At 54.2% G+C, this 19,540-nt stretch carries 18 protein-coding genes; 11 read left to right on the forward strand and 7 right to left on the reverse strand.

Going from position 1 to position 19,540, the window contains the following annotated elements; genetic code table 11:
• Positions 1–186 precede the first annotated feature (186 nt).
• On the forward strand, positions 187–366 hold the full coding sequence (locus KK078_RS12590) for a FeoB-associated Cys-rich membrane protein (RefSeq protein WP_254090628.1): 180 nt from the start codon (positions 187–189) through the stop codon (positions 364–366).
• Between the two features lie 2 nt (positions 367–368).
• Here the strand turns inward: KK078_RS12590 and KK078_RS12595 are convergent, their stop codons facing one another.
• Positions 369–1,391 (reverse strand): SPASM domain-containing protein, encoded by a 1,023-nt coding sequence (locus KK078_RS12595; RefSeq protein WP_254090694.1) that lies wholly within the window; start codon positions 1,389–1,391, stop codon positions 369–371.
• An 88-nt stretch (positions 1,392–1,479) separates the two neighbouring features.
• Here KK078_RS12595 and KK078_RS12600 point away from each other — a divergent pair, with 88 nt between their 5' ends.
• Positions 1,480–2,649, forward strand: coding sequence for an Lnb N-terminal periplasmic domain-containing protein (locus KK078_RS12600; RefSeq protein WP_254090629.1), 1,170 nt, complete (start codon positions 1,480–1,482; stop codon positions 2,647–2,649).
• A gap of 77 nt (positions 2,650–2,726) precedes the next feature.
• Here the strand turns inward: KK078_RS12600 and lpdA are convergent, their stop codons facing one another.
• Genes lpdA through KK078_RS12615 form a run of 3 tightly spaced genes read right to left on the reverse strand, consistent with a single transcriptional unit; the run spans position 2,727 to position 8,493 of the window.
• Complete coding sequence (gene lpdA, locus KK078_RS12605) at positions 2,727–4,127, reverse strand: dihydrolipoyl dehydrogenase (protein WP_254090630.1); 1,401 nt, start codon at positions 4,125–4,127, stop codon at positions 2,727–2,729.
• Positions 4,128–4,168: 41 nt separating this feature from the next.
• A complete protein-coding gene (gene odhB / locus KK078_RS12610; protein ID WP_254090631.1) occupies positions 4,169–5,710 on the reverse strand; it encodes a 2-oxoglutarate dehydrogenase complex dihydrolipoyllysine-residue succinyltransferase in 1,542 nt (513 codons plus the stop codon).
• Between the two features lie 26 nt (positions 5,711–5,736).
• Positions 5,737–8,493, reverse strand: coding sequence for a 2-oxoglutarate dehydrogenase E1 component (locus tag KK078_RS12615; protein ID WP_254090632.1), 2,757 nt, complete (start codon positions 8,491–8,493; stop codon positions 5,737–5,739).
• A gap of 451 nt (positions 8,494–8,944) precedes the next feature.
• On the opposite strand from KK078_RS12615, the gene KK078_RS12620 reads away from it, so the two are divergent.
• The 7 genes from KK078_RS12620 (at position 8,945) to accD (ending at position 13,988) form a co-directional block, all read left to right on the forward strand.
• Complete coding sequence (locus KK078_RS12620) at positions 8,945–9,487, forward strand: 30S ribosomal protein S16 (protein WP_254090633.1); 543 nt, start codon at positions 8,945–8,947, stop codon at positions 9,485–9,487.
• A gap of 65 nt (positions 9,488–9,552) precedes the next feature.
• A complete protein-coding gene (gene rimM, locus KK078_RS12625; protein WP_254090634.1) occupies positions 9,553–10,068 on the forward strand; it encodes a ribosome maturation factor RimM in 516 nt (171 codons plus the stop codon).
• Between the two features lie 101 nt (positions 10,069–10,169).
• Positions 10,170–10,844, forward strand: coding sequence for a tRNA (guanosine(37)-N1)-methyltransferase TrmD (gene trmD, locus KK078_RS12630; RefSeq protein ID WP_254090635.1), 675 nt, complete (start codon positions 10,170–10,172; stop codon positions 10,842–10,844).
• 36 nt (positions 10,845–10,880) lie between these two features.
• Positions 10,881–11,333, forward strand: a complete 453-nt coding sequence (locus KK078_RS12635; RefSeq protein ID WP_254090636.1) for a GNAT family N-acetyltransferase — start codon at positions 10,881–10,883, stop codon at positions 11,331–11,333.
• Positions 11,334–11,430: 97 nt separating this feature from the next.
• Entirely contained in the window at positions 11,431–11,781 is a 351-nt protein-coding gene (gene rplS, locus KK078_RS12640) for a 50S ribosomal protein L19 (protein WP_254090637.1), read from the forward strand.
• A 223-nt stretch (positions 11,782–12,004) separates the two neighbouring features.
• Positions 12,005–13,075 carry a class I fructose-bisphosphate aldolase gene (locus KK078_RS12645; RefSeq protein WP_254090638.1) on the forward strand — a complete coding sequence of 357 codons (1,071 nt, stop codon included), beginning with the start codon at positions 12,005–12,007 and terminating at the stop codon, positions 13,073–13,075.
• A gap of 70 nt (positions 13,076–13,145) precedes the next feature.
• On the forward strand, positions 13,146–13,988 hold the full coding sequence (gene accD, locus KK078_RS12650; RefSeq protein WP_254090639.1) for an acetyl-CoA carboxylase, carboxyltransferase subunit beta: 843 nt from the start codon (positions 13,146–13,148) through the stop codon (positions 13,986–13,988).
• 60 nt (positions 13,989–14,048) lie between these two features.
• Here accD and KK078_RS12655 read toward each other — a convergent pair whose 3' ends face one another.
• The gene (locus tag KK078_RS12655; RefSeq protein WP_254090640.1) at positions 14,049–14,696 is read right to left on the reverse strand and encodes a peroxiredoxin-like family protein; all 648 of its coding nucleotides are present in this window, start codon (positions 14,694–14,696) and stop codon (positions 14,049–14,051) included.
• 162 nt (positions 14,697–14,858) lie between these two features.
• Positions 14,859–16,355 (reverse strand): flavin monoamine oxidase family protein, encoded by a 1,497-nt coding sequence (locus KK078_RS12660; RefSeq protein ID WP_254090641.1) that lies wholly within the window; start codon positions 16,353–16,355, stop codon positions 14,859–14,861.
• Positions 16,356–16,424: 69 nt separating this feature from the next.
• Between KK078_RS12660 and KK078_RS12665 the strand changes: the two genes are divergently transcribed.
• Both KK078_RS12665 and KK078_RS12670 read left to right on the forward strand, forming a co-directional pair.
• The gene (locus tag KK078_RS12665; protein WP_254090642.1) at positions 16,425–16,973 is read left to right on the forward strand and encodes an AAA family ATPase; all 549 of its coding nucleotides are present in this window, start codon (positions 16,425–16,427) and stop codon (positions 16,971–16,973) included.
• Between the two features lie 10 nt (positions 16,974–16,983).
• Positions 16,984–17,385: a DUF2721 domain-containing protein gene (locus KK078_RS12670; RefSeq protein WP_254090643.1), complete on the forward strand. Its 402-nt coding sequence runs from the start codon at positions 16,984–16,986 to the stop codon at positions 17,383–17,385.
• Between the two features lie 117 nt (positions 17,386–17,502).
• On the opposite strand, the gene KK078_RS12675 is transcribed toward KK078_RS12670, so the two are convergent.
• Positions 17,503–19,467, reverse strand: a complete 1,965-nt coding sequence (locus KK078_RS12675; protein WP_254090644.1) for an OmpA family protein — start codon at positions 19,465–19,467, stop codon at positions 17,503–17,505.
• Between the last annotated feature and the right edge of the window lie 73 nt (positions 19,468–19,540).

Genomic DNA, 19,540 nt, shown 5'->3' on the forward strand with positions numbered 1-19,540 from the left:
AGATCGAGCCAGGCCGCGAAATCCGGAAAAAGTGCCTTAACGCGCGCTGGGTAGCCCTGGGCTTGTCCGAACGTGCATCGGAACGTCCGGGAGCGGACGTGTGACTACCGCTTGCGAATCCGCCCTTCCACGGAACCGGCGGGCCGGCGGGCGTGTTTGAAAGACAGGATTTTGTACCTTTATGTTATGATCCAAACGATTTTGATCCTGATTGTCTTTGCAGGCGCGGTAGCCTATCTGGGCCGCATGGTGTATCGTTCGTTTCGCACCAGGACATCGGGTGCCGGCTGTGCCTCGGGGTGTGGTAAATGCGGCGCGGTGGATTTTAACAAGATCGAACAGCAGCTGCGGCAAAAGGGCATCTGACACTACGCCCAGACCTTCGCTCCCTCCGTACAATTCTTACAGATCTCTATTTCGCTGCGCGACCGCATAAGCGCCGCGCGGAAGTCCTGGTAGGCCGGCCCTTGCCAGATCTCTTCAAAGCTTTGGTGGTTTAAATCGCCGAGCACGTGGTGCGCATCTTTGTCAAAGCAGCACGGCACGATCTTGCCGTCCCATGTAATGACACAACTGTGCCACATCTTCCAGCAATGATTGTCGAGGTTGTTCTTGATGCCATAGGTGCCATCGGTCTTTTGGTAATAGCGCGCGTACTTGTCCTGCGTGGGTATGAGATCGGAGCCGTTTTCGTAGTCGTATATCTGCGCCGTCTTCAACAACACCTGGTCTACGCCTAATTCTTTGGCCAGCGCATAGACCTCGGGTATCTGATGTTCGTTGGGCTTTACCACCAGGAACTGAAAGATGACATGCGGTGCTTTTGCTTTCCGTTTTTTCTTCCACGCCAGTATATTACGCGTGCCTTCTATCACCTTGTCGAGGTTACCGCCGACGCGATAGGATTGATAGGTGTCCTGCGTGGTGCCATCGATGGAGATGATCAGCCGGTCGAGGCCCGACTCGACGGTGAGCCTGGCGCGTTCTTCCGTCAGATAATGTGCGTTGGTGGACGTGGCGGTATAGATGCCTTTGCGCGATGCGTACTGCACCATGTCGAGAAAGTCGGGGTGCAGGTATGGCTCGCCTTGAAAATAAAACGTGAGGTAGCTCAGCGACGGGGCCAGCTGGTCGATGACGTTTTGAAACAAGGCTTTGCCGAGCATGCCGGTGGGTCGTGTAAAGGACCGAAGACCACTGGGACACTCGGGACAGCGCAGGTTGCACGACGTGGTGGGCTCGAACGAGATGCTGATGGGCAAGCCGGCCATGACGGGCGTGCCGGTGCGGCGCGACCGTTGGTAGCTGGTGTATATCCGGGCAGCATTCCAGGCCCGCTTTGCGGTTGTTTTGGAAGCAAAATTCAGCCGGTCATTCCATCCACCCATCATGGGCGCAAGATAGTCGGTAAAAGGCGCTTTCGGATGGCAGAATGTCATTATCTTTCCCGGCGCGTGCCGTCTCTACGCGCCCCTGTTTATGAAGAAAATGTTATTGCTGTTGCTGGGCTGCATGGCCCTGCAAGGTTACGCTCAATCACGCCGGCTGTCCGACCAGGCCACTATTTCGGTCATCACCTGCGCCCCGTGGCAAGGCGAGCTATACTCGGCGTTTGGCCACAGCGCCTTTCGCGTGCACGACCCCGCGCTCGGTCTCGACGACGCCTATAACTACGGCATCTTCGACTTCGACCAACCCAACTTCTATCTCAACTTCGCCCGGGGCTATATGTATTACCAACTGGGCGCGTATCCCTACGAGCGTTTTAAGGTGCCCTATATTTACCACAACCGGTATATTCACGAACAGGAGCTAAACCTCACGCCCGAGCAAAAACAAAAAGTATTCGACTACCTGGAGTGGAATACGCTGCCGGAAAATGAACACTACCGCTACGATTACTTCTACGATAACTGCGCCACCAAAATGCCGGGCGTGCTGATCAAGGCCCTGGGCAACAGCATTGCCTTTGACGATAAACATATCACCACGCATTACTCCATCCGCGAGCTGACCGACCTGTACCTCCACCGGCAGCCCTGGGGCGACCTGGGTATAGACGTCTGCCTTGGTTCGGAGATAGACCGCGAGGCGCCGCCGTTTGACTATATGTTCCTGCCCGAGTACGTCGAGCAGGGACTCGATCACGCCACGGTCAAGCACGGTGACCAGTGGGTGCCGCTGGTGCAGAAAAAGAATATCGTCTACGCGCCACGGGAAGAAGACCCGGTGAAAGGCCTGCCGCACCCGCTATATGTATTCAGCGCGCTGGCGCTGGTAGCCATTATACTCTCCGTGGTGGATCTGCGACGGAAGACACTATCGACGTGGTGGGACGTGCTGCTTTTCGGCGCGGCCGGGCTGATCGGCGTGCTGTTGTTCCTGCTGTGGTTTGCCACCGATCACAAGTCGTCATATAACTACAACCTGTTGTGGGCGCTGCCTTCTCACGTCGTTGCCGTCTTTGCTTTTATACGGCAGCCCCGCTGGCTGAAAACGTATTTTCTCCTGACGGCCGTTGTGCTCGTCGTGACCCTGGTGAGCTGGCCCGTGTTGCCGCAAAAGCTCAATACGTCGCTTATACCTGTAGTGATCGCGTTAGCAGTGCGGGCGTTTACACAATATCGCATTCGCCAGGCGAGAGCTTAGCAACAACCGAAAATAAAAAAGCCTCCCGAAGATCTTCAGGAGGCTTTTCCTTTTTATACCCTTGCGGGGATATTTCATTACATGTGAATGGCGCGATTTTCGGTCGCGGCGAGGCAAGCCTCTTTCACCGCTTCCATATAGGTAGGGTGCGCGTGCGACATGCGCGCTACATCCTCCGCAGAAGCGCGGAACTCCATGGCGGTAACGCCGGCGGCGATCATATCGGCCGCACGCGCGCCGATGATGTGTACGCCGAGGATCTCGTCCGTGGCTTTGTCGGCCAGGATCTTTACCAGACCGTCGGTGTCCATACTTGCCCGCGCCCGGCCGAGGGCCTTGTACGGGAAGCTACCCACTTTGTAGGCGCGGCCTTGTTGTTTGAGCTGGTCTTCGGTCTGCCCCACGCTGGCTACTTCCGGCCAGGTGTATACTACACCGGGAATGAGGTTGTAGTTTACGTGCGGTTTCTGACCGGCCAGTTGCTCCGCTACAAATACACCTTCTTCCTCCGCTTTGTGTGCCAGCATGGCGCCACGTACGACATCGCCAATAGCATAGATGTTGTCTACGCTGGTGCGCAGGTGGTTGTCTACCGGGATCTGACCCTTCTCAGTCTGGATGCCTACTTTATCGAGGCCGAGGCCATCGGTATACGGACGACGGCCAATGCTTACCAGGCAGTAGTCGCCTTTCAGCTCGATGGCGTTGCCGCCGTTCTTCGGCTCGGCCTTGACCAGCACTTCCTCACCTTTGCTTTCCACGGCCGTTACTTTGTGGCCCAGATACGTTTCGATGCCCATCTTCTTGGCTACACGCGCCAGTTCTTTGCCCATCGTACTGTCCATGGTCGGGATGAGGCTGTCGAGGAATTCCACGACGGTAACTTTCGAACCGATGCGTGCATAGACCGAACCGAGTTCCATACCGATCACTCCGCCACCGATCACGATGAGGTGCTTGGGTATTTCCTTCAGTTCGAGGGCCTCGGTGCTGGAGATGATGCGTTTCTTGTCGAAGGGAGCAAACGGCAGCGGCGTAGGCTTCGAGCCGGTCGCGATGATCACTTTCTCGGTGGTGATGGTGCTTTCTTTACCATCGGCCGTGGTGATCTTGATGGTGTTCTTGTCAACGAACGAGCCGGTGCCGGTGTGCACATCGATCTTGTTCTTTTTCATCAGGTAGGCGATACCGTCTACGTTGGCCTTTACCACGTCGCCTTTGCGTTTGATCATCTGCCCGAAGTTCACTTTCGGCGCGGGGATGTCGATGCCGTGCTCGGCAAAGTGGTCTTTGGCGTTGGCAAAGTGCTCGGATGAATCGAGCAGGGCCTTGGACGGTATACAGCCTACGTTGAGGCAGGTTCCGCCCAGGGTATTGTATTTTTCAATAATGGCTGTCTTGAAGCCCAGTTGCGCAGCGCGGATAGCCGCTACGTATCCTCCCGGGCCCGAGCCAATGACGGTGACATTGTATTGCATAAGGTCTGAATGTCTTTTTAGTGATTAATGACGATGTCGGCTTATACGCCCAGGATCAACCGTCCCGGATCTTCCAGCAGTTCTTTCACGCGCACCAGGAAGCTCACGGACTCGCGGCCGTCAACGATACGGTGATCGTAGGAAAGTGCCAGGTACATGATCGGACGTACAACGATCTCGCCATTCTTCACTACCGGACGTTCTACAATGTTGTGCATACCCAGGATCGCCGACTGCGGCGGGTTGAGGATCGGCGTCGAGAGCATGGAACCAAATACGCCCCCGTTTGTGATGGAGAAGGTACCCCCCGTCATCTCTTCGATGGAAAGCTTACCGTCGCGGCCACGGGTGGCCAGGCGGATCACTTCACTTTCGATCTGGTTAAAGCTCAGCGCTTCGGCATTGCGGATCACCGGCACGACCAGGCCGCGCGGTGTAGACACGGCAATCGAAACGTCGCAGTAGTCGTGGAAGATAACTTCGTCCTTGTCGATCGACGCATTTACCGCCGGGAAGTCCTTCAGGGCCACGCACACAGCCTTCGTAAAGAAGGACATAAAGCCGAGGCCAACGCCATACTTTTCTTTGAACTGATCTTTATATTTCGAACGCAGATCCATGATAGGTTTCATGTCCACCTCGTTGAACGTAGTGAGCATAGCCGTCTCGTTCTTTACCGACACGAGGCGTTTGGCGATGGTCTTGCGCAGCGACGTCATTTTCTCGCGACGCTCGTTGCGGGCGCCCGCTACTGCCGGAACGGCAGGGGCTGCCGCCGGCTTGCTTTCGGCAGGCTTCGCGGCCGGTGCTTGCGCTTTCTGCGCATCTTCTTTGGTCACACGACCGGCGACACCCGTACCGGCTACCTGGCCGGCAGCGATACCCTTTTCGTCGAGGATCTTGGCAGCGGCCGGTGAAGGATGGCCGGCAGCATAGGTCTTATCACCCGAGGGTTGTGCCGGCGCCGCGGCAGCGCTCTCTTGCTTGGCAGAAACAGCTGCGCCGTCGGTAATTTCAATACGGCAGATCAGACCGCCGATCGGCAGGGTCGTGCCCGCCTTGGCTTCAATGCGCAGGATGCCCGTCGCTTCGGCCGGCAGCTCGAACGTTGCTTTGTCCGATTCTACTTCGGCGATGATGTCATCGATTTGCACCGTATCACCATCTTTCTTCAGCCACGTAGAGATGGTCACTTCCGTAATGGACTCGCCCACCGCGGGTACTTTCATTTCTTTCACACCACCGGTAGCTTTGGGTGCCGATGCTGCAGGTGCCGGCGTGGCGGCCGGTTTCGCGGCGGCCGCGGCAGCTTCTTCTTTCTTGGGCGCCGGGGCTGCACTCGCCTGACCGTTGGCGTCGATCTCGCAGATGACCTCGCCGATCGGTACGGTCTCGCCCTGTTGTTTGACGATCTTCAGCACACCGGCGCTTTCGGCGCGCAGCTCAAAGGTTGCCTTGTCGGACTCCAGTTCGGCGATGATCTCATCGGCCTGTACGGCTTCGCCATCTTTTTTCAGCCAGTTGGCGATCGTTACTTCGGTGATCGATTCGCCTACGGCCGGTACTTTTATCTGTAATGCCATTCCGTTATGTTTTGATGATACGTTTATCAGATTTCAAATGCCTTATTCACGAGCTTGTCCTGCTCAACCTTGTGTACTTTCACATAACCCGTTGCCGGCGACGCGCTGGCCTTGCGGGATACGAACTCGAGGTTGTATTTCGGCATCATGCGTACAATATAAGAAAGCGCGCCCATGTTTGCAGGTTCTTCCTGCGCCCATACCAGCTTGGCATCTTTATACTTCTTCAGAACAGCCTTCAGTTGTTTTTCCGGGAAGGGGTGCAGCTGCTCGAGGCGGACAACGGCAGTATCTTTGGTTTTCTTCTTCTGTTGTACTTCTACCAGGTCATAGTAGATTTTACCGCTGCAAAGGATCACGCGGTTCACTTCTTTGGCGGACGAGAGGGTTGGATCATCCAACACTTCGGCAAACGAGCCTTCTGTAAACTCTTTCATCGGCGAGATCACGGCCGGGTGACGCAACAGTGACTTGGGCGAGAACACTACCGCAGGCTTACGGAACGGCCACGCTACCTGACGGCGCAGCAAGTGGAAGAAGTTGGCCGGCGTGGTCGGGTTGGCAATGACCATGTTGTACTCGGCGGCCAGTTGCAGGAAACGCTCGGGACGGCAGCTGGAGTGCTCGGGGCCCTGGCCTTCGTAACCATGGGGCAGCAGCATCACCATACCGTTCATGCGTTGCCACTTCGACTCGGCGCTTGACAGGAACTGGTCGATCATGACCTGCGCACCGTTTACGAAGTCACCAAACTGGGCTTCCCACAGTACGAGGGCGGTAGGCGACGACATGGCGTAACCATATTCAAAGCCCAGTACACCGAACTCCGACAACAGCGAGTTGTAGATGTGGAACTTGGCCTGGTTCTTATCGAGATTGTTCAAGCCGCAGTACGGCTCGTTGGTATTGGCATCGAAGAAGTACGCGTGACGGTGCGAGAATGTACCCCGCTTCACGTCCTGACCCGACATGCGCACGGGCGTCTTGTCGAGCAGCAGCGAGCCATAGGCCAGCAGTTCGGCTTCCGCCCAGCCCAGCACCTTTTCTTCGAAGAATGCCGTGTTGCGGTCTTTCAACAACTTCTCGATCTGCTTCAGCGGTTTGAAGCCTTCGGGAATTTGTGTCAGCGCCTTCCCGACTTTCTCGATCATGCTTTCTTTTATACCGGTCTCGGGCGACTTGTCAAAGTCTTCTGCCTTTGCCCAGCGCATCTGCTCCCACTCCTCTTCGATCTTCTGAGGTTTGTAGGGCAGCGGCTTCTGTTTTACTTCGTTGAGACGGTCTTGCAGCTGGTTGCGGAAGTTCTTGTCGAGCTCATCTGCCAGCGCTGCGTCTATGTCGTTGCGCTCGACGAGTCTCTTCACATATATTTCGCGCGGGTTAGGATGCTTGGCAATGATGTTATACAGCTTGGGCTGGGTGAACTTCGGCTCGTCGCTTTCGTTGTGACCGTGACGACGGTAGCACAGCAGGTCGATAAAGATATCTTTCCCAAACTTGTTACGATACTCAACAGCCAATGTCGCCGCAAAGTTTACCGCTTCGGCGTCGTCGCCGTTTACGTGCAGTACCGGGGCGTCTACGATCTTCGCGATGTCTGTACAGTAAATAGAGGTACGGGCATCATCGTAGTCGGTGGTGAAACCTACCTGGTTGTTGATGACGAAGTGAATGGTACCGCCCGTAGTATAGCCCGGCAGACCGGACATCTGTACTACTTCGTATACGATACCCTGGCCGGCCACCGCGGCGTCGCCGTGGATGAGGATCGCCAGACCTTTGGAGAGCTCTCCTTTATATTCGTCGTCGATCTGACCGCGGGTATAGCCCAGCACCAGCGGGTCTACCGCCTCGAGGTGGGAAGGGTTCGGCGTCAGCTTGACATAGATCTTTTTACCCGACGGCGTATTGATGTGGCTGGAGTAGCCCAGGTGATATTTTACATCGCCGTCGCCCATGGTCAGGTTCTCGGGCGTTACGTTGCCTTCAAACTCCGTAAAGATCTGCTCGTAGGTTTTACCCAGGATGTTACACAGTACGTTGAGGCGACCCCGGTGGGCCATGCCGATCACGACTTCTTTTACCTCTTGTTCGGCAGCTTTGTTGATGATGGTGTTCAGCGCGGGAATGGTGTTTTCGCCACCTTCCAGTGAGAAACGCTTCTGACCGAGGAATTTTGTATGGAGGAAGTTTTCGAATACAACCGCTTCGTTGAGCTTGCCGAGGATGCGCTTCTTTTCGTCCTGGCTGGGGTTGTAGGAATAATACTCCTTTTCAATCTTCTGGTACAACCACGCGCGGATGTCGTCGTTGCGGATGAAGTTATGTTCGAAGCCGATGGGACCGAGGTACACAGCCTGGAGCTTTTCGATGATCTTGCGCAGGGTGGTGCGCGGCATACCGATCTCTGACGCGACGTCAAATTCAGCGTCGAGGTCTGCGTCGGTCAGGCCAACGCTTTTGTGATCGAGGTATACTGTGTGGTTCCGTCGTTCGCGCACCGGGTTGGTGTTGGACTTGAGGTGACCGAAAGAACGGTATTGAAAGATGAGGTTGCGGACCTGAGTTTCCTTAATGGACGTGGAGTCGGAAACCGTAGCGCCCGAGCCAACGGTCGGTACATTCGACCCATTGCCAGCACCGCCGTGCTGCTGCGAGAAGTCGAAACCTTCAAAAAATTTCTGCCAGGTGGGATCTACAGAGGCAGGGTCGTTTTTGTAGTTTTGGTAGAGCTGGTCAACATAACCAACGTCTGCATTGGAGATATATGAATATTTATCCATGGTATTTGTAGAAAGCCTTTTATTTAAGAGCGAACAAATGTAGAGAACGTGTTTGAGTTTAAAAAACTGAATACTCGTGTACCCAAATACTTCCCTGACGTTCTGTTAAAACGGTTACAATGCATCGAAGGCTGCTTTTCCTGACACCTGACCTCCCCTGTTTTTGAGAGCTTGAAAAACGGGCTGTAGAACGGGAATCTGCACGAAAACGCTGTTTCCAGCATCAGAACGATGCCTGCACTCCTAAAACCGCATTTTTCAGCCAACCAACTGCATTTCTCCTGAATTTTCGCTCATGCTGTCACAACTCCGGTAAGGGGTACTGCTCATTGCAGCGTATTGATGATGAGCAATATAGAAAATCCGCGCACGATATGAATTTCCGGTAAAAAGGAATATCTTTGCACCCTTTAAAAATTAGGACGAGTTCCATATTTTAAACTAAACAGTAATGGTTAAAATCAGATTGGCCCGCAGAGGCCGCAAGAAACTGGCGATGTACGATGTAGTCGTAGCCGACGCCAGAGCTCCACGTGATGGACGGTTTATTGAGAAGATCGGGACCTACAACCCCCTGACGAACCCTGCTACGATCGACATCAACGACGATCGCGCATTTCATTGGGTGATGAACGGTGCCCAACCGAGCGACACAGTAAAAGCTATGCTGTCGTACCGCGGCATCCTCCTGAAAAAACACCTGCAGATCGGTGTGCTTAAAGGTGCGCTGACACAAGAGCAGGCTGACGCTAAACTGGAAGCTTGGGTAAGTGGCAAAGACGCTAAGATCCAGGCTAAACGCGAGACATTGGCACAAGCTAAACAAGCTAATGCTAAAGCTCGTAAGGAAGCTGAGACAAAGGTGAAAGACGCCCGCGCAGAAGCAATCCGTCAGAAAGCAAAAGTAGCCGAAGAAGCTGCCGCTGCTGCTGCCGCACCGGCTCCCGCCGAAGGCGAAGCCGCTCCCGCAGAATCTGCAGAGCCGCAAGCTTAATCGCACAACACCAAATACAGGAAATGCCAATGCCCACGCATTGGCATTTTTTATTACAACGACCTATGGAGTTCAACGACTATTTTAAGATCGGATATGTGCTCAAGCCCCACGGCCTGAAGGGAGAGGTGACCGTCTCCCTGGATGAAGTCGACCCTGCGGACCTGGCCGGCATCGGCACGGTGTTCCTCGAAAAGAACAACCGCCTCGAACCCTACTTTGTCGAGTCGCTCTCGGGTACCGGCAGCAAGGCATTCCTGAAAGTAGAGGACATCGATACGCCGGAGTCTGCTCAGGGCATCTCCAAACGCAGCATCTATCTGCCCAAGGCCGCCCGTCCGAAATCGGCCCGTGGTCAGTTCTACGACGATGAGGTGATCGACTTTGAAGTGACCGATGCCCAGCTTGGCGCCATCGGCAAAGTGGTGGGGGTCATGAAGGCCGGCGCCAACCGCCTGCTGGTACTGGACTATCAAGGCAAAGAGGTGCTGATCCCGGTGAACAGTCCGTTTATTAAGAGCATAAACAAGAGCAAAAGACAAATTTCGGTGGATCTGCCGGAAGGCTTTCTCGATATTTAACCTATGTTCAGCCAGGGCTGGCATAGGCCGGCCTTATAGATTACCCGTATCAAAGCTATACCATAGCTATACCAGCGCTATCCTTTCCTTATATTATCCCTATGCACATAGACATCATCACTACCCTGCCCAGGCTCGTAGAAAGCCCCTTTTCGGATTCCATCCTGAAACGTGCGCAGACAAAAGGACTTGTGACGGTAAACGTGGTGGACCTGCGGCCGTATTCGACCAATAAACACCGCACGACCGACGACTATGCCTTTGGCGGCGGCGCCGGCATGGTGATGATGATCGAACCCATCGACAACTGCATTAACGACCTGAAATCCAAGCGCACTTACGACGAGGTGATCTATATGAGCCCCGACGGCGAGCTGTTTCAGCAGTCCATCGCCAACGAGCTGAGCCTGAAGCAAAACCTCATTTTATTATGTGGTCACTACAAAGGCGTAGACGAGCGTGTGCGTCAGCACCTGGTGACGCGCGAGATCAGCATCGGCGACTACGTATTGTCGGGGGGCGAGCTGGCCGCCGCCGTGGTAGCCGACGCTGTTATCCGCCTGCTGCCGGGCGTATTGTCTGACGAGACCTCGGCCCTGACAGATTCCTTTCAGGCGGGGCTGGTCGCGCCGCCGGTCTATACACGCCCCGCCGAATATAAAGGCTGGAAGGTACCCGATGTGCTGCTGTCGGGCCACTCGGTGAAGATTGAAGAATGGCGCCACGACCAGGCCATTGAGCGAACCCGCGCCCGCCGGCCAGGGCTGCTGGAATAATATCGAATCGGTATATTCATGGCAAATTGTATTGCCATGAATTTTAGGAAAGCTACCCGGACGGATCTGCCCGCGATTGTCCGCCTTTTAGCGCAGGACATGCTGGGCCAGCAGCGCGAAGCCTATCAAGACCCGCTTCCCACCAGTTACCACGAAGCCTTTGACCGGATCGACGCCGACCCTAACCAGGAACTGATCGTGGTGGAGAATGCCGACCGTGAAGTGATCGGCACCCTGCAGCTTACGATCTTGCCCTACCTCACCTACCAGGGCAGCAGCCGGGCGCTGATCGAAGCCGTGCGGGTGCGCGAGGACCACCGTGGCGGCGGCATCGGTGGAGAGCTTTTGCGGTGGGCCATTGCGCGGGCTCGTGCGCGCGGCGCGCGAATGCTGCAGCTCACCAGCGACAAACAACGCGTGGATGCCGTGCGTTTTTATGAAAAACTGGGGTTTAAGGCCTCGCACGAGGGATTAAAAATGTTCCTGTAACGCGCTGAAAGGGCCTGTTTTACAAAATATTGATCGCGACGCTGATATTTTAGATTCTTTCCCTACATTTGCAGTCCAATTTTCAAACCATCGAGTTATGGCAGATTTAATTAAATTAGTTGAGCAGGAGTTCACAGCAGTTCGTGAAACACGTCCCAGCTTCAATCCTGGTGACACCATCAACGTTCACGTGAAAATAAAAGAAGGTAATAAAGAGCGTGTACAGCAGTTCCAGGGCACGGTGATCCAACGCCGTGGCGAAGGTACAGGCGAGACCTTTACCGTACGGAAAGTATCGAATGGCGTAGGTGTAGAGCGTATCTTCCCGATCGTATCCCCTTCCATCGACAAGATCGAGGTTCTGAAAAAAGGTAAAGTACGTCGCGCGAAGCTGTACTACATGAAAGGCCGTCAAGGCAAAGCTGCCCGTATCAAGGAGAAGCTTTAATCGAAAAAAGGTTCTTTTCTTTTTTGATTTTATACAGAATGAAAGAAGCTGTCCTTACCGGGATGGCTTCTTCTTTTTTTGGGATGGTTTGACACGTGTGCCTAACACGTTTGCGTCGAGGCAAAAACCACGAAATTTACGCCCGTTAGCATACTATTAATTATTTGATAACTTTGCCCCGCTCATTCAAAATCCAAACAAACCAGACCAATTACCAAACATTATGGCAAAGAACATCGCAGATCTGCTGGGCAAGGATGCCGACTTCCTGCTCAAGCATCAAAGCAAGACCATCTCGAAGGATCAGCTCCACCTGCCCAGCCCGAGTTTTGTCGACGACATCTTCGCGCCATCTAACCGCAACCCCCAGGTATTAAGAAGCCTGCAACAACTGTTTAGCACCGGTCGCCTGAAAGACACCGGCTTCCTGTCGATCCTGCCGATCGATCAGGGCATTGAGCACAGCGCGGGTGCGTCGTTTGCCAAAAACCCTGCCTACTTCGATCCTGAAAATATTGTGAAGCTGGCCATCGAAGGCGGCTGCAACGGTGTAGCCACTACCTTTGGCGCGCTGTCTCTTGTTTCACGCAAGTATGCCCACCGCATTCCGTTCATTGTAAAGATCAACCACAACGAGCTGCTGACCTATCCCAACAAACATGAGCAGATCATGTTCGGCAGTGTGCGCGACGCCTACAACCTGGGTGCCGTGGCCGTGGGGGCAACGATCTACTTTGGCTCCGACGGCGCTTCGCGCCAGATCATTGAAGTAGCCAAAGCTTTTGAAGAAGCTCATAGCCTGGGTATGGCCACCATTCTGTGGTGCTATATCCGCAACAACGCCTTCAAACAAGGCGGCGTAGACTATCACGTATCGGCCGACCTTACCGGCCAGGCGAACCACCTGGGCGTAACGATCCAGGCGGATATCATCAAACAAAAGCTGGCCGAAAATACCGGCGGCTACAAAGCCCTCAACACCGGCGGCAGCAGCTATGGTAAACTGGACGAGCGCATTTACAGCGAGTTGTCGTCCGAGCACCCGATCGACCTGTGCCGGTACCAGGTAGCGAACTGCTTCATGGGCCGCGCCGGTCTGATCAACTCCGGCGGCGAGTCAAAAGGTACAAGCGACCTGGCAGATGCCGTACGCACAGCCGTGATCAATAAACGCGCCGGCGGTATGGGTCTGATCTCGGGCAGAAAGGCATTCCAGCGCCCCCTGAAAGAGGGTGTGGAGATTCTCAACGCCATTCAGGATGTTTACCTGGATAAGTCGATCGACATAGCATAATTGTTTTCCATCACAAGCCGGTGTATCTTCGATACATCGGCTTATTTTTTTACTAAATAGAATTAATTATATGGCTTGGTTCAAGCGCAGTGATAAAGGTATTCAGACGCCGACGGAAGCGAAGCGGGAAGTACCTGATGGCCTCTGGTTCAAATCACCGGCCGGTAAGATCGTTCACACCCGTGAACTGAAAAACAATGCCTATGTCGTACCGGATGAAGATTTTCACGTACGCATCGGTTCAGAAGAGTATTTCGAGATTCTCTTTGACGACGGTAAATACACCGAGCTCGACCCCAACATGGAGTCGGCCGACCCGCTGAAATTCAAAGACACCAAGCCTTATCCGAAGCGGATCAAAGAATCGCAGGAGAAGTCGCAGTTGAAAGATGCAGTACGCACGGCCTACGGCAAGCTGAACGGCATCGACATCACCATCGGCTGTATGGACTTCAGCTTTATCGGTGGCTCGATGGGGTCGGTTGTAGGCGAAAAGATCGCCCGCGCCATGGACCACAGCCTCCAGAACAAAAAGCCTTTCCTGATGATCTCCCGCTCAGGCGGTGCGCGTATGATGGAGGCCGGCATCTCGCTGATGCAGATGGCCAAAACATCGGCCAAGATCGCCCTGCTGGACGAAGCCCGGATCCCCTATGTTTCCTTACTGACCGACCCGACCACGGGCGGTGTAACAGCATCGTACGCCATGCTGGGTGACTTCAACATCGCCGAGCCCGGCTCGCTGATCGGCTTTGCCGGACCCCGCGTGATCCGCGAGACGATCGGCAAAGACCTGCCCAAAGGTTTTCAAAGCGCGGAGTTCGTACTCGAGCACGGCTTCCTCGATTTCATCGTAGACCGCCGCAACCTCAAGAGCCGTTTAGGCACACTGTTGAAGATGCTGCAGAACTAGTCGCGATTGACTATATCCATATATTGAAAGGGGCCGTGCCCCTTTTCTTTTTTCAAACAATTATCGTTTCAACCGACCGTTCAACACCTGTAAAATCTCCTGAATATCGGCTCTCACGGTATAGTCCTCGTTGGCAAAGGCATAGATAATTTTCTGATCCGTATCGACTACATAGGTTGCCGGCAGGGGTAGCTCAAGCGCATCAGAAGCATTGTGGCGCTTAATGTCGACGCCGAATTTCTCATATACCGGAACGAGATAGGACGGCACCTGGTATATTATTCCATATTGCCGGGCAACGGTACTGTTTATATCGCTGAGTACCGAAAACGCCAATTTGTGCTTTTCTATGGTGGAAAGACTATTGTCAGGCGACTCCGGTGAAATGGCAATGAGTTGTGCGCCTGCATCCTTAAATTTGGGAAGCGTCCGTTGCAGGGTATTCAATTCCAGATTGCAAAAAGGGCACCATCCGCCTCTATAGAAATTCAGAACTACCGGTCCATCCTGAAGGGCGGTCTTGAGCGAAACATATTTCCCACGCGGATCCTTCAGACGGAAATCCGGGGCGATGTCGCCTACCGACTTGCGCGAGGTATTGCCCGCTTTGAGATCAACGACCAGTTGATCTATTTTTTCTTGTAACTCCTTTGGCGTCTGGGCCTCGACATCAGCCTTCAACGCGCGAAATTCTTCTCTGAAATTCATAGCTTAAATTGTTTGAAGAGTATTCATGATCCTCACGCTCGTCCACACCAAATAAAAACTACCCAGCGTGTCTAAATGTAAAATTGAACAAAAGAAACGTTACTCCCCGTGATACTTTTGTTACTTCTTCAGAAGAAGACCTCAGTCCGCGTTGCCGACGCGTTAGCCGTCTATTATTTTTTGATTCGTCGGCACAATAGTTTCTATTAGCGTAAGTGCTGCTACCTGCGCCGATAATAATGCGCCGTTTAACGTTCCTGCTTCGCCGGTTGTCTCAGCAGCTTCCCCCGCAAAAAACAATACATCGTTCACTGGCACAGCCAATGTAGCACGGTCCTGATTTGAGCCCTCGGCAGTACAATATGCGACGCCCCCCCGGATGTACTCCTCCTTCGTCCAATCCATGATCACAGATAGTATGTTCCCGGAAGGATCCCGTCGGATACTCTCGGTCGCCTGCCCCTCAAATATATCGTCGAGCTCCTGCAAGATTACAGGCACCATATCCTGCCCCAGCGCCGAAAGCGCTGCCGCCCGCGGACCGTGTATCGTTATATCCAGTGTCTTGAGCTGATCGTCGCGCCCGATGCCTGCGTTGAAATACTCCGGAGCCTGCGTTCCACCGAAGATGAAGTTTGTCTGCGTACCCCAGAAATTTTTCCGAAACTCCAGCCGCACACGCAGGGCAGCCTCCATGTCCATACGCGACAAGGCTGTTAGCTTGTCTTCCGGCAACGGGGGATTGAACGTTATCATCTCTGCTTTTAAAACCGATACGGGAACCGTTACAATTACACGATCTACTTCGGCCGAAAAAGGCTCTGCAGCGCCGGCCGTGGTGCGTTGACCAGTCAATACCACCCGAGCACCATCGTATCGTACACCCGTAATGGCCGTGTGTAACTCTACCATGCCGAGCACGTTGCTAAACCGCGACAGAACCACATCCTGCATAGGGTTTGCCCGCAACATGGCACGATTGGTATTACGCGTCAATAACGTTACGGCTTCGGCTACGCCCTTCATGCCCAACTTCCCATTTGCCGTACCCCGGCGGTTGCCTATCCAGCCATTGAGTATAGCATGTACACGCGGGTTAATACCTGCGCCGGCAATCGCATTCTGAACCGTTCCCGCTTCTGCATGCGCCTTCAATGATGCATAAAACTCAAGGGCGGCGGCTACGTCGGCGTCGGTTGCTGCTTCGGTTGCTGTACGGGGTATGCCGTCCAGCACGTATACGTCGTCTCCCAACGGTCCAAAATCTATGACCGGCGCCTTCATCTGACTGACTACGCGTGCCAGTTCGCTGTCGGTGCCTTCGATGAAGGCAGCGCCTAATTCAAAGGGATACTTGCTGATCGGGGGATCCGTCGTACTAAAAGACAGCGACGCCGTGGGCTGATCGAATTGCCGCAGGGTCCGTACCCGGCCCCCGAGCACAGACGATGCTTCGAATATGCGCACCTTTACACCCTTGCTCCGCAAAATGTCAGCCGCATGTAACCCCGCCGCGCCGGCACCGATTATACCAACAACACCGTCGTACTGAATCTCGGGCTGAGGGTCTTTGTCGCTGCAGGCCGCGAGCCAGGCGGGGAGCACCAGCCCCGCCGATACGCCTACCCCTATCTGTTGCAATGCTTGCCTTCTCTTCACCGTGTCATGGATTTTGCGAAAATGATCAGAGACTCGGATTTTACCAGAAATATAACCGATTTTCGTTTTATGAATGCTTTCGAGATACCCCCGGTCCCCAAAGTGGCCATCATCGGCCCCGAGTGCACAGGAAAATCGGCCCTGTCTACCTACCTGGCCGACTATTTCAAAACCGGATGGGTACCTGAATATGCGCGCCAATATATTGGTAACCTGAGGCGCCCCTATACCGAAGAAGACCTGCTCACCATCGCTCACGGCCAACTGCGCCTGGAGGACGAATGGGCCCGCGACGCCAACGGCGTGCTGATCTGCGACACCAATCTGTATGTGATCAAAATATGGAGCGAGTTTAAGTACGGTCACTGCCACCCCGAAATCTTACACGCCATTGCCACCCGCCACTACGATCTATATTTGCTAACCTACGTAGATCTGCCGTGGGAAGAAGACCCGCAACGCGAGCACCCACAACAACGCGAAGCGTTGTACACGCTCTACCTGCGCGAGATGCAACAGCAGTCCGTACCTTTTGTCGAGATCCGCGGCGAGCGGGACCAACGCCGCCAGCAGGCCCGCGAGGCGATAGAGAAAATGCTCACCACACCAAACGCCTGACGCCCCGACGATGCAAAACATCTCGATCAATACTCCCGCTCTCTTGTTCCCGGCAATCACCCTGCTGATGCTGGCCTACACCAATCGCTTTCTGGCGTTGGCAACGCTGATCCGAAACCTGCATGCCAAATACAAACAGGTACAGGAAGACCGCGACGTAATCAAGGCTCAAATACGCAACCTGAAGAAACGCCTGGTCCTGATCAAACAAATGCAGGCCTCCGGCATCGTCAGCTTTTTCTTCTGCGTACTGAGTATGCTGTTCTTTTTTCTAGAGTATGAAGTCTGGGCTATTACGATCTTCGGCTTGAGCCTGATCTTTTTGCTGCTGTCGCTGGCGTTGTCACTCAATGAGGTTTACATCAGCACAAAAGCGCTGGAGATTGAGCTGAAGAATATGGAGGAGGAATAGCCTTGACAACTGGCGCCAGCGTCCGCGCGAAGCGCATCTCGGGTGCCTGCCGCTGTGGCTAGGTCTTTGACTGGCGGACAGAAAGCTCTCGGCACACCGTGACGCCAACAATACCGGCTACTTCTCCGTAATCAAAAACTCCACCCGACGATTGCGGGCACGCCCCTCTGGCGTCTTGTTCGATTCGATCGGGCGGGCGGTGCCGTAACCTCTCGCCGTGAGGCGGTGCTTCGGCACTTCTTTTTCTACCAGGTAGTTCATCACCGCCTTTGCCTGGTTCAAGGTAGACACCCTTGTACCGGGAGCCGTATAGGCACCAATCTCGACCTTCATGCGCGGGTTCTTTAACAGGAATTCCGCCAGGCGGTCCAGCTCGCGATATGACGACGGGTGCACCGTGATCACCTTGCCGGCATTAAACGTGATGTTGTTCAACGGAATAGACTGGCCGCGTTGCAGGGGTGCAATGACCAGGTCGCGCAAGATCGAGACATCGGTCGTCTCGCGCGTAACGTCAACCGATTCATACAGCGGATAGTATCCCTCGGCCTCCGCGCTCAACACGTAGCGCTCTTTGACCGGGAAGCGAAGCTCATATTCGCGCGTAAGCGAATCGACACTAGCTGTAACCGACGACACTCCTTCAACCACCACCTGCACCGGCACCTCTGCGCCTACCGGCTTGGCTGTGCGCAGGTCTAAGATCTTACCGCTTACGATCGCCATCTTCTCGGCGTCGGCTTGCAGGTCAAGCATTATTTCTTCATAGCCATCGACGCCCTTTAGGTCTACCAGGTCGGGCAGCGACTCAAAGCCCCGGGCACTCACCTGCACGTAGTAGACCGTGCCGTGCGGCAGGCGGATGGAGTATGTTCCCTTCGCCACATCGACCTCGGCATAATCTACCTCTTCACCATCGACCATGATCCTGGCCTTCGCCGAAGCCGGAATGGTGCGCTCGGTATTCTTCACCATCAACTTTCCTTTCAACAAAGCAAAGTCTACAGGCTCTTCTTCCAGATCGAGTCGGATGCGTTTGAACTCACGCCCCACGGCGTCAACAGGATATGTCTTCGGTCCGTACTGAAAAAGCTTGGCAGAAAGCTCGTACCGCGCTCCCAACGGCAGCTCTACGCGGAAGGTGGCCGAGTCTGCGTTTACCGACGACACGGCGGTCTGCTTACCATCCACCAGGATGGTAATGGCTTTCTTCGTCAGCGGGCGCTTGGTCTTCGCATTGATTATTTTACCCGTCACGAGTACATACGGACGGTCTTCATACAATTTTACTTCAAGGATGTCGGCCTGCTCATCCGCGTCGGCGGTAGAGGCAAAATATCCCCAGGCACCGTTCGCATTAGTCTTCAATCCTTCTTCATTACCCTTCGTATTGATGGTATCATTGAGTGCTACGGGTGCGGACCAGGCACTCCAATCAGCACTGATGCGTTCCACTTTAAAAAGATCGGATTGTTTTCCTTTGATCTCGCGCGAGAAGTACACCGTCTTGTTATCGGACAGAATAAAAGGGCTGTATACTTTTCCCTCTATGCCTTTTACGGCCTGTGCCTTTTGCCAATGCCCTTCGGCATTGCGGTCGATGCGGTACAAGGTGCCTCCGCGGCTGAACAGTATATATTTCCCGTCTGCCGACAACGTCGCTTCCATGGACGCTTTTACACCCACCTTCTGCGGCGCCGACCAAACGCTGCCCTGCCGTGTAGCCAGGGAGAGACCTTCGTCGTTATAGAGTAATAAGCTCAACCCGTCAGCCGAAATCCCCAGCGGATAAGAGCGTTGCCCAATGTTCAGGGAAGTCGACCGGGTAGCCTCCTGCCACGAGCCGTCGGCAAGGCGTGTAGAGGTCCAGATGTCTGCGGTCTTTTTTGTACCCAACGCGTTTTGCGGATGGTTCTTGCGGGCAAAGAACAACGTGCTCCGGTCCGCCGAAATCACCGGATTTACCTCATCATAAGAAGAATTAACCCCGGCACCGAGCTTTTTAGGAATAAAATCGGACTGGGCTGACAGCCAGGTGACAGACGCCAGGAACGCAACTGCGGTGAGGATTATTGACTTCATGATAATTTCCAGTGGTTTACTGATCCGGGATGAGCGGGGCTAAAATTAGAAGGTGTCGCGCATATGGCCCCGC

Source organism: Dawidia soli (assembly GCF_018598185.1).
GTDB lineage: Bacteria > Bacteroidota > Bacteroidia > Cytophagales > Cyclobacteriaceae > Ohtaekwangia > Ohtaekwangia soli.

What these genes read in the sequence shown, in the direction of transcription:
- KK078_RS12595 (WP_254090694.1), bottom strand. Translation starts at nt 1,391, where the DNA reads ATGATGGGTGGATGGAATGACCGGCTGAATTTTGCTTCCAAAACAACC.
- KK078_RS12670 (WP_254090643.1), top strand. Translation starts at nt 16,984, where the DNA reads ATGCAAAACATCTCGATCAATACTCCCGCTCTCTTGTTCCCGGCAATC.
- KK078_RS12620 (WP_254090633.1), top strand. Translation starts at nt 8,945, where the DNA reads ATGGTTAAAATCAGATTGGCCCGCAGAGGCCGCAAGAAACTGGCGATG.
- trmD (WP_254090635.1), top strand. Translation starts at nt 10,170, where the DNA reads ATGCACATAGACATCATCACTACCCTGCCCAGGCTCGTAGAAAGCCCC.
- rplS (WP_254090637.1), top strand. Translation starts at nt 11,431, where the DNA reads ATGGCAGATTTAATTAAATTAGTTGAGCAGGAGTTCACAGCAGTTCGT.
- KK078_RS12655 (WP_254090640.1), bottom strand. Translation starts at nt 14,696, where the DNA reads ATGAATTTCAGAGAAGAATTTCGCGCGTTGAAGGCTGATGTCGAGGCC.
- odhB (WP_254090631.1), bottom strand. Translation starts at nt 5,710, where the DNA reads ATGGCATTACAGATAAAAGTACCGGCCGTAGGCGAATCGATCACCGAA.
- KK078_RS12615 (WP_254090632.1), bottom strand. Translation starts at nt 8,493, where the DNA reads ATGGATAAATATTCATATATCTCCAATGCAGACGTTGGTTATGTTGAC.
- KK078_RS12600 (WP_254090629.1), top strand. Translation starts at nt 1,480, where the DNA reads ATGAAGAAAATGTTATTGCTGTTGCTGGGCTGCATGGCCCTGCAAGGT.
- lpdA (WP_254090630.1), bottom strand. Translation starts at nt 4,127, where the DNA reads ATGCAATACAATGTCACCGTCATTGGCTCGGGCCCGGGAGGATACGTA.
- KK078_RS12590 (WP_254090628.1), top strand. Translation starts at nt 187, where the DNA reads ATGATCCAAACGATTTTGATCCTGATTGTCTTTGCAGGCGCGGTAGCC.
- rimM (WP_254090634.1), top strand. Translation starts at nt 9,553, where the DNA reads ATGGAGTTCAACGACTATTTTAAGATCGGATATGTGCTCAAGCCCCAC.
- accD (WP_254090639.1), top strand. Translation starts at nt 13,146, where the DNA reads ATGGCTTGGTTCAAGCGCAGTGATAAAGGTATTCAGACGCCGACGGAA.
- KK078_RS12635 (WP_254090636.1), top strand. Translation starts at nt 10,881, where the DNA reads ATGAATTTTAGGAAAGCTACCCGGACGGATCTGCCCGCGATTGTCCGC.
- KK078_RS12665 (WP_254090642.1), top strand. Translation starts at nt 16,425, where the DNA reads ATGAATGCTTTCGAGATACCCCCGGTCCCCAAAGTGGCCATCATCGGC.
- KK078_RS12675 (WP_254090644.1), bottom strand. Translation starts at nt 19,467, where the DNA reads ATGAAGTCAATAATCCTCACCGCAGTTGCGTTCCTGGCGTCTGTCACC.
- KK078_RS12645 (WP_254090638.1), top strand. Translation starts at nt 12,005, where the DNA reads ATGGCAAAGAACATCGCAGATCTGCTGGGCAAGGATGCCGACTTCCTG.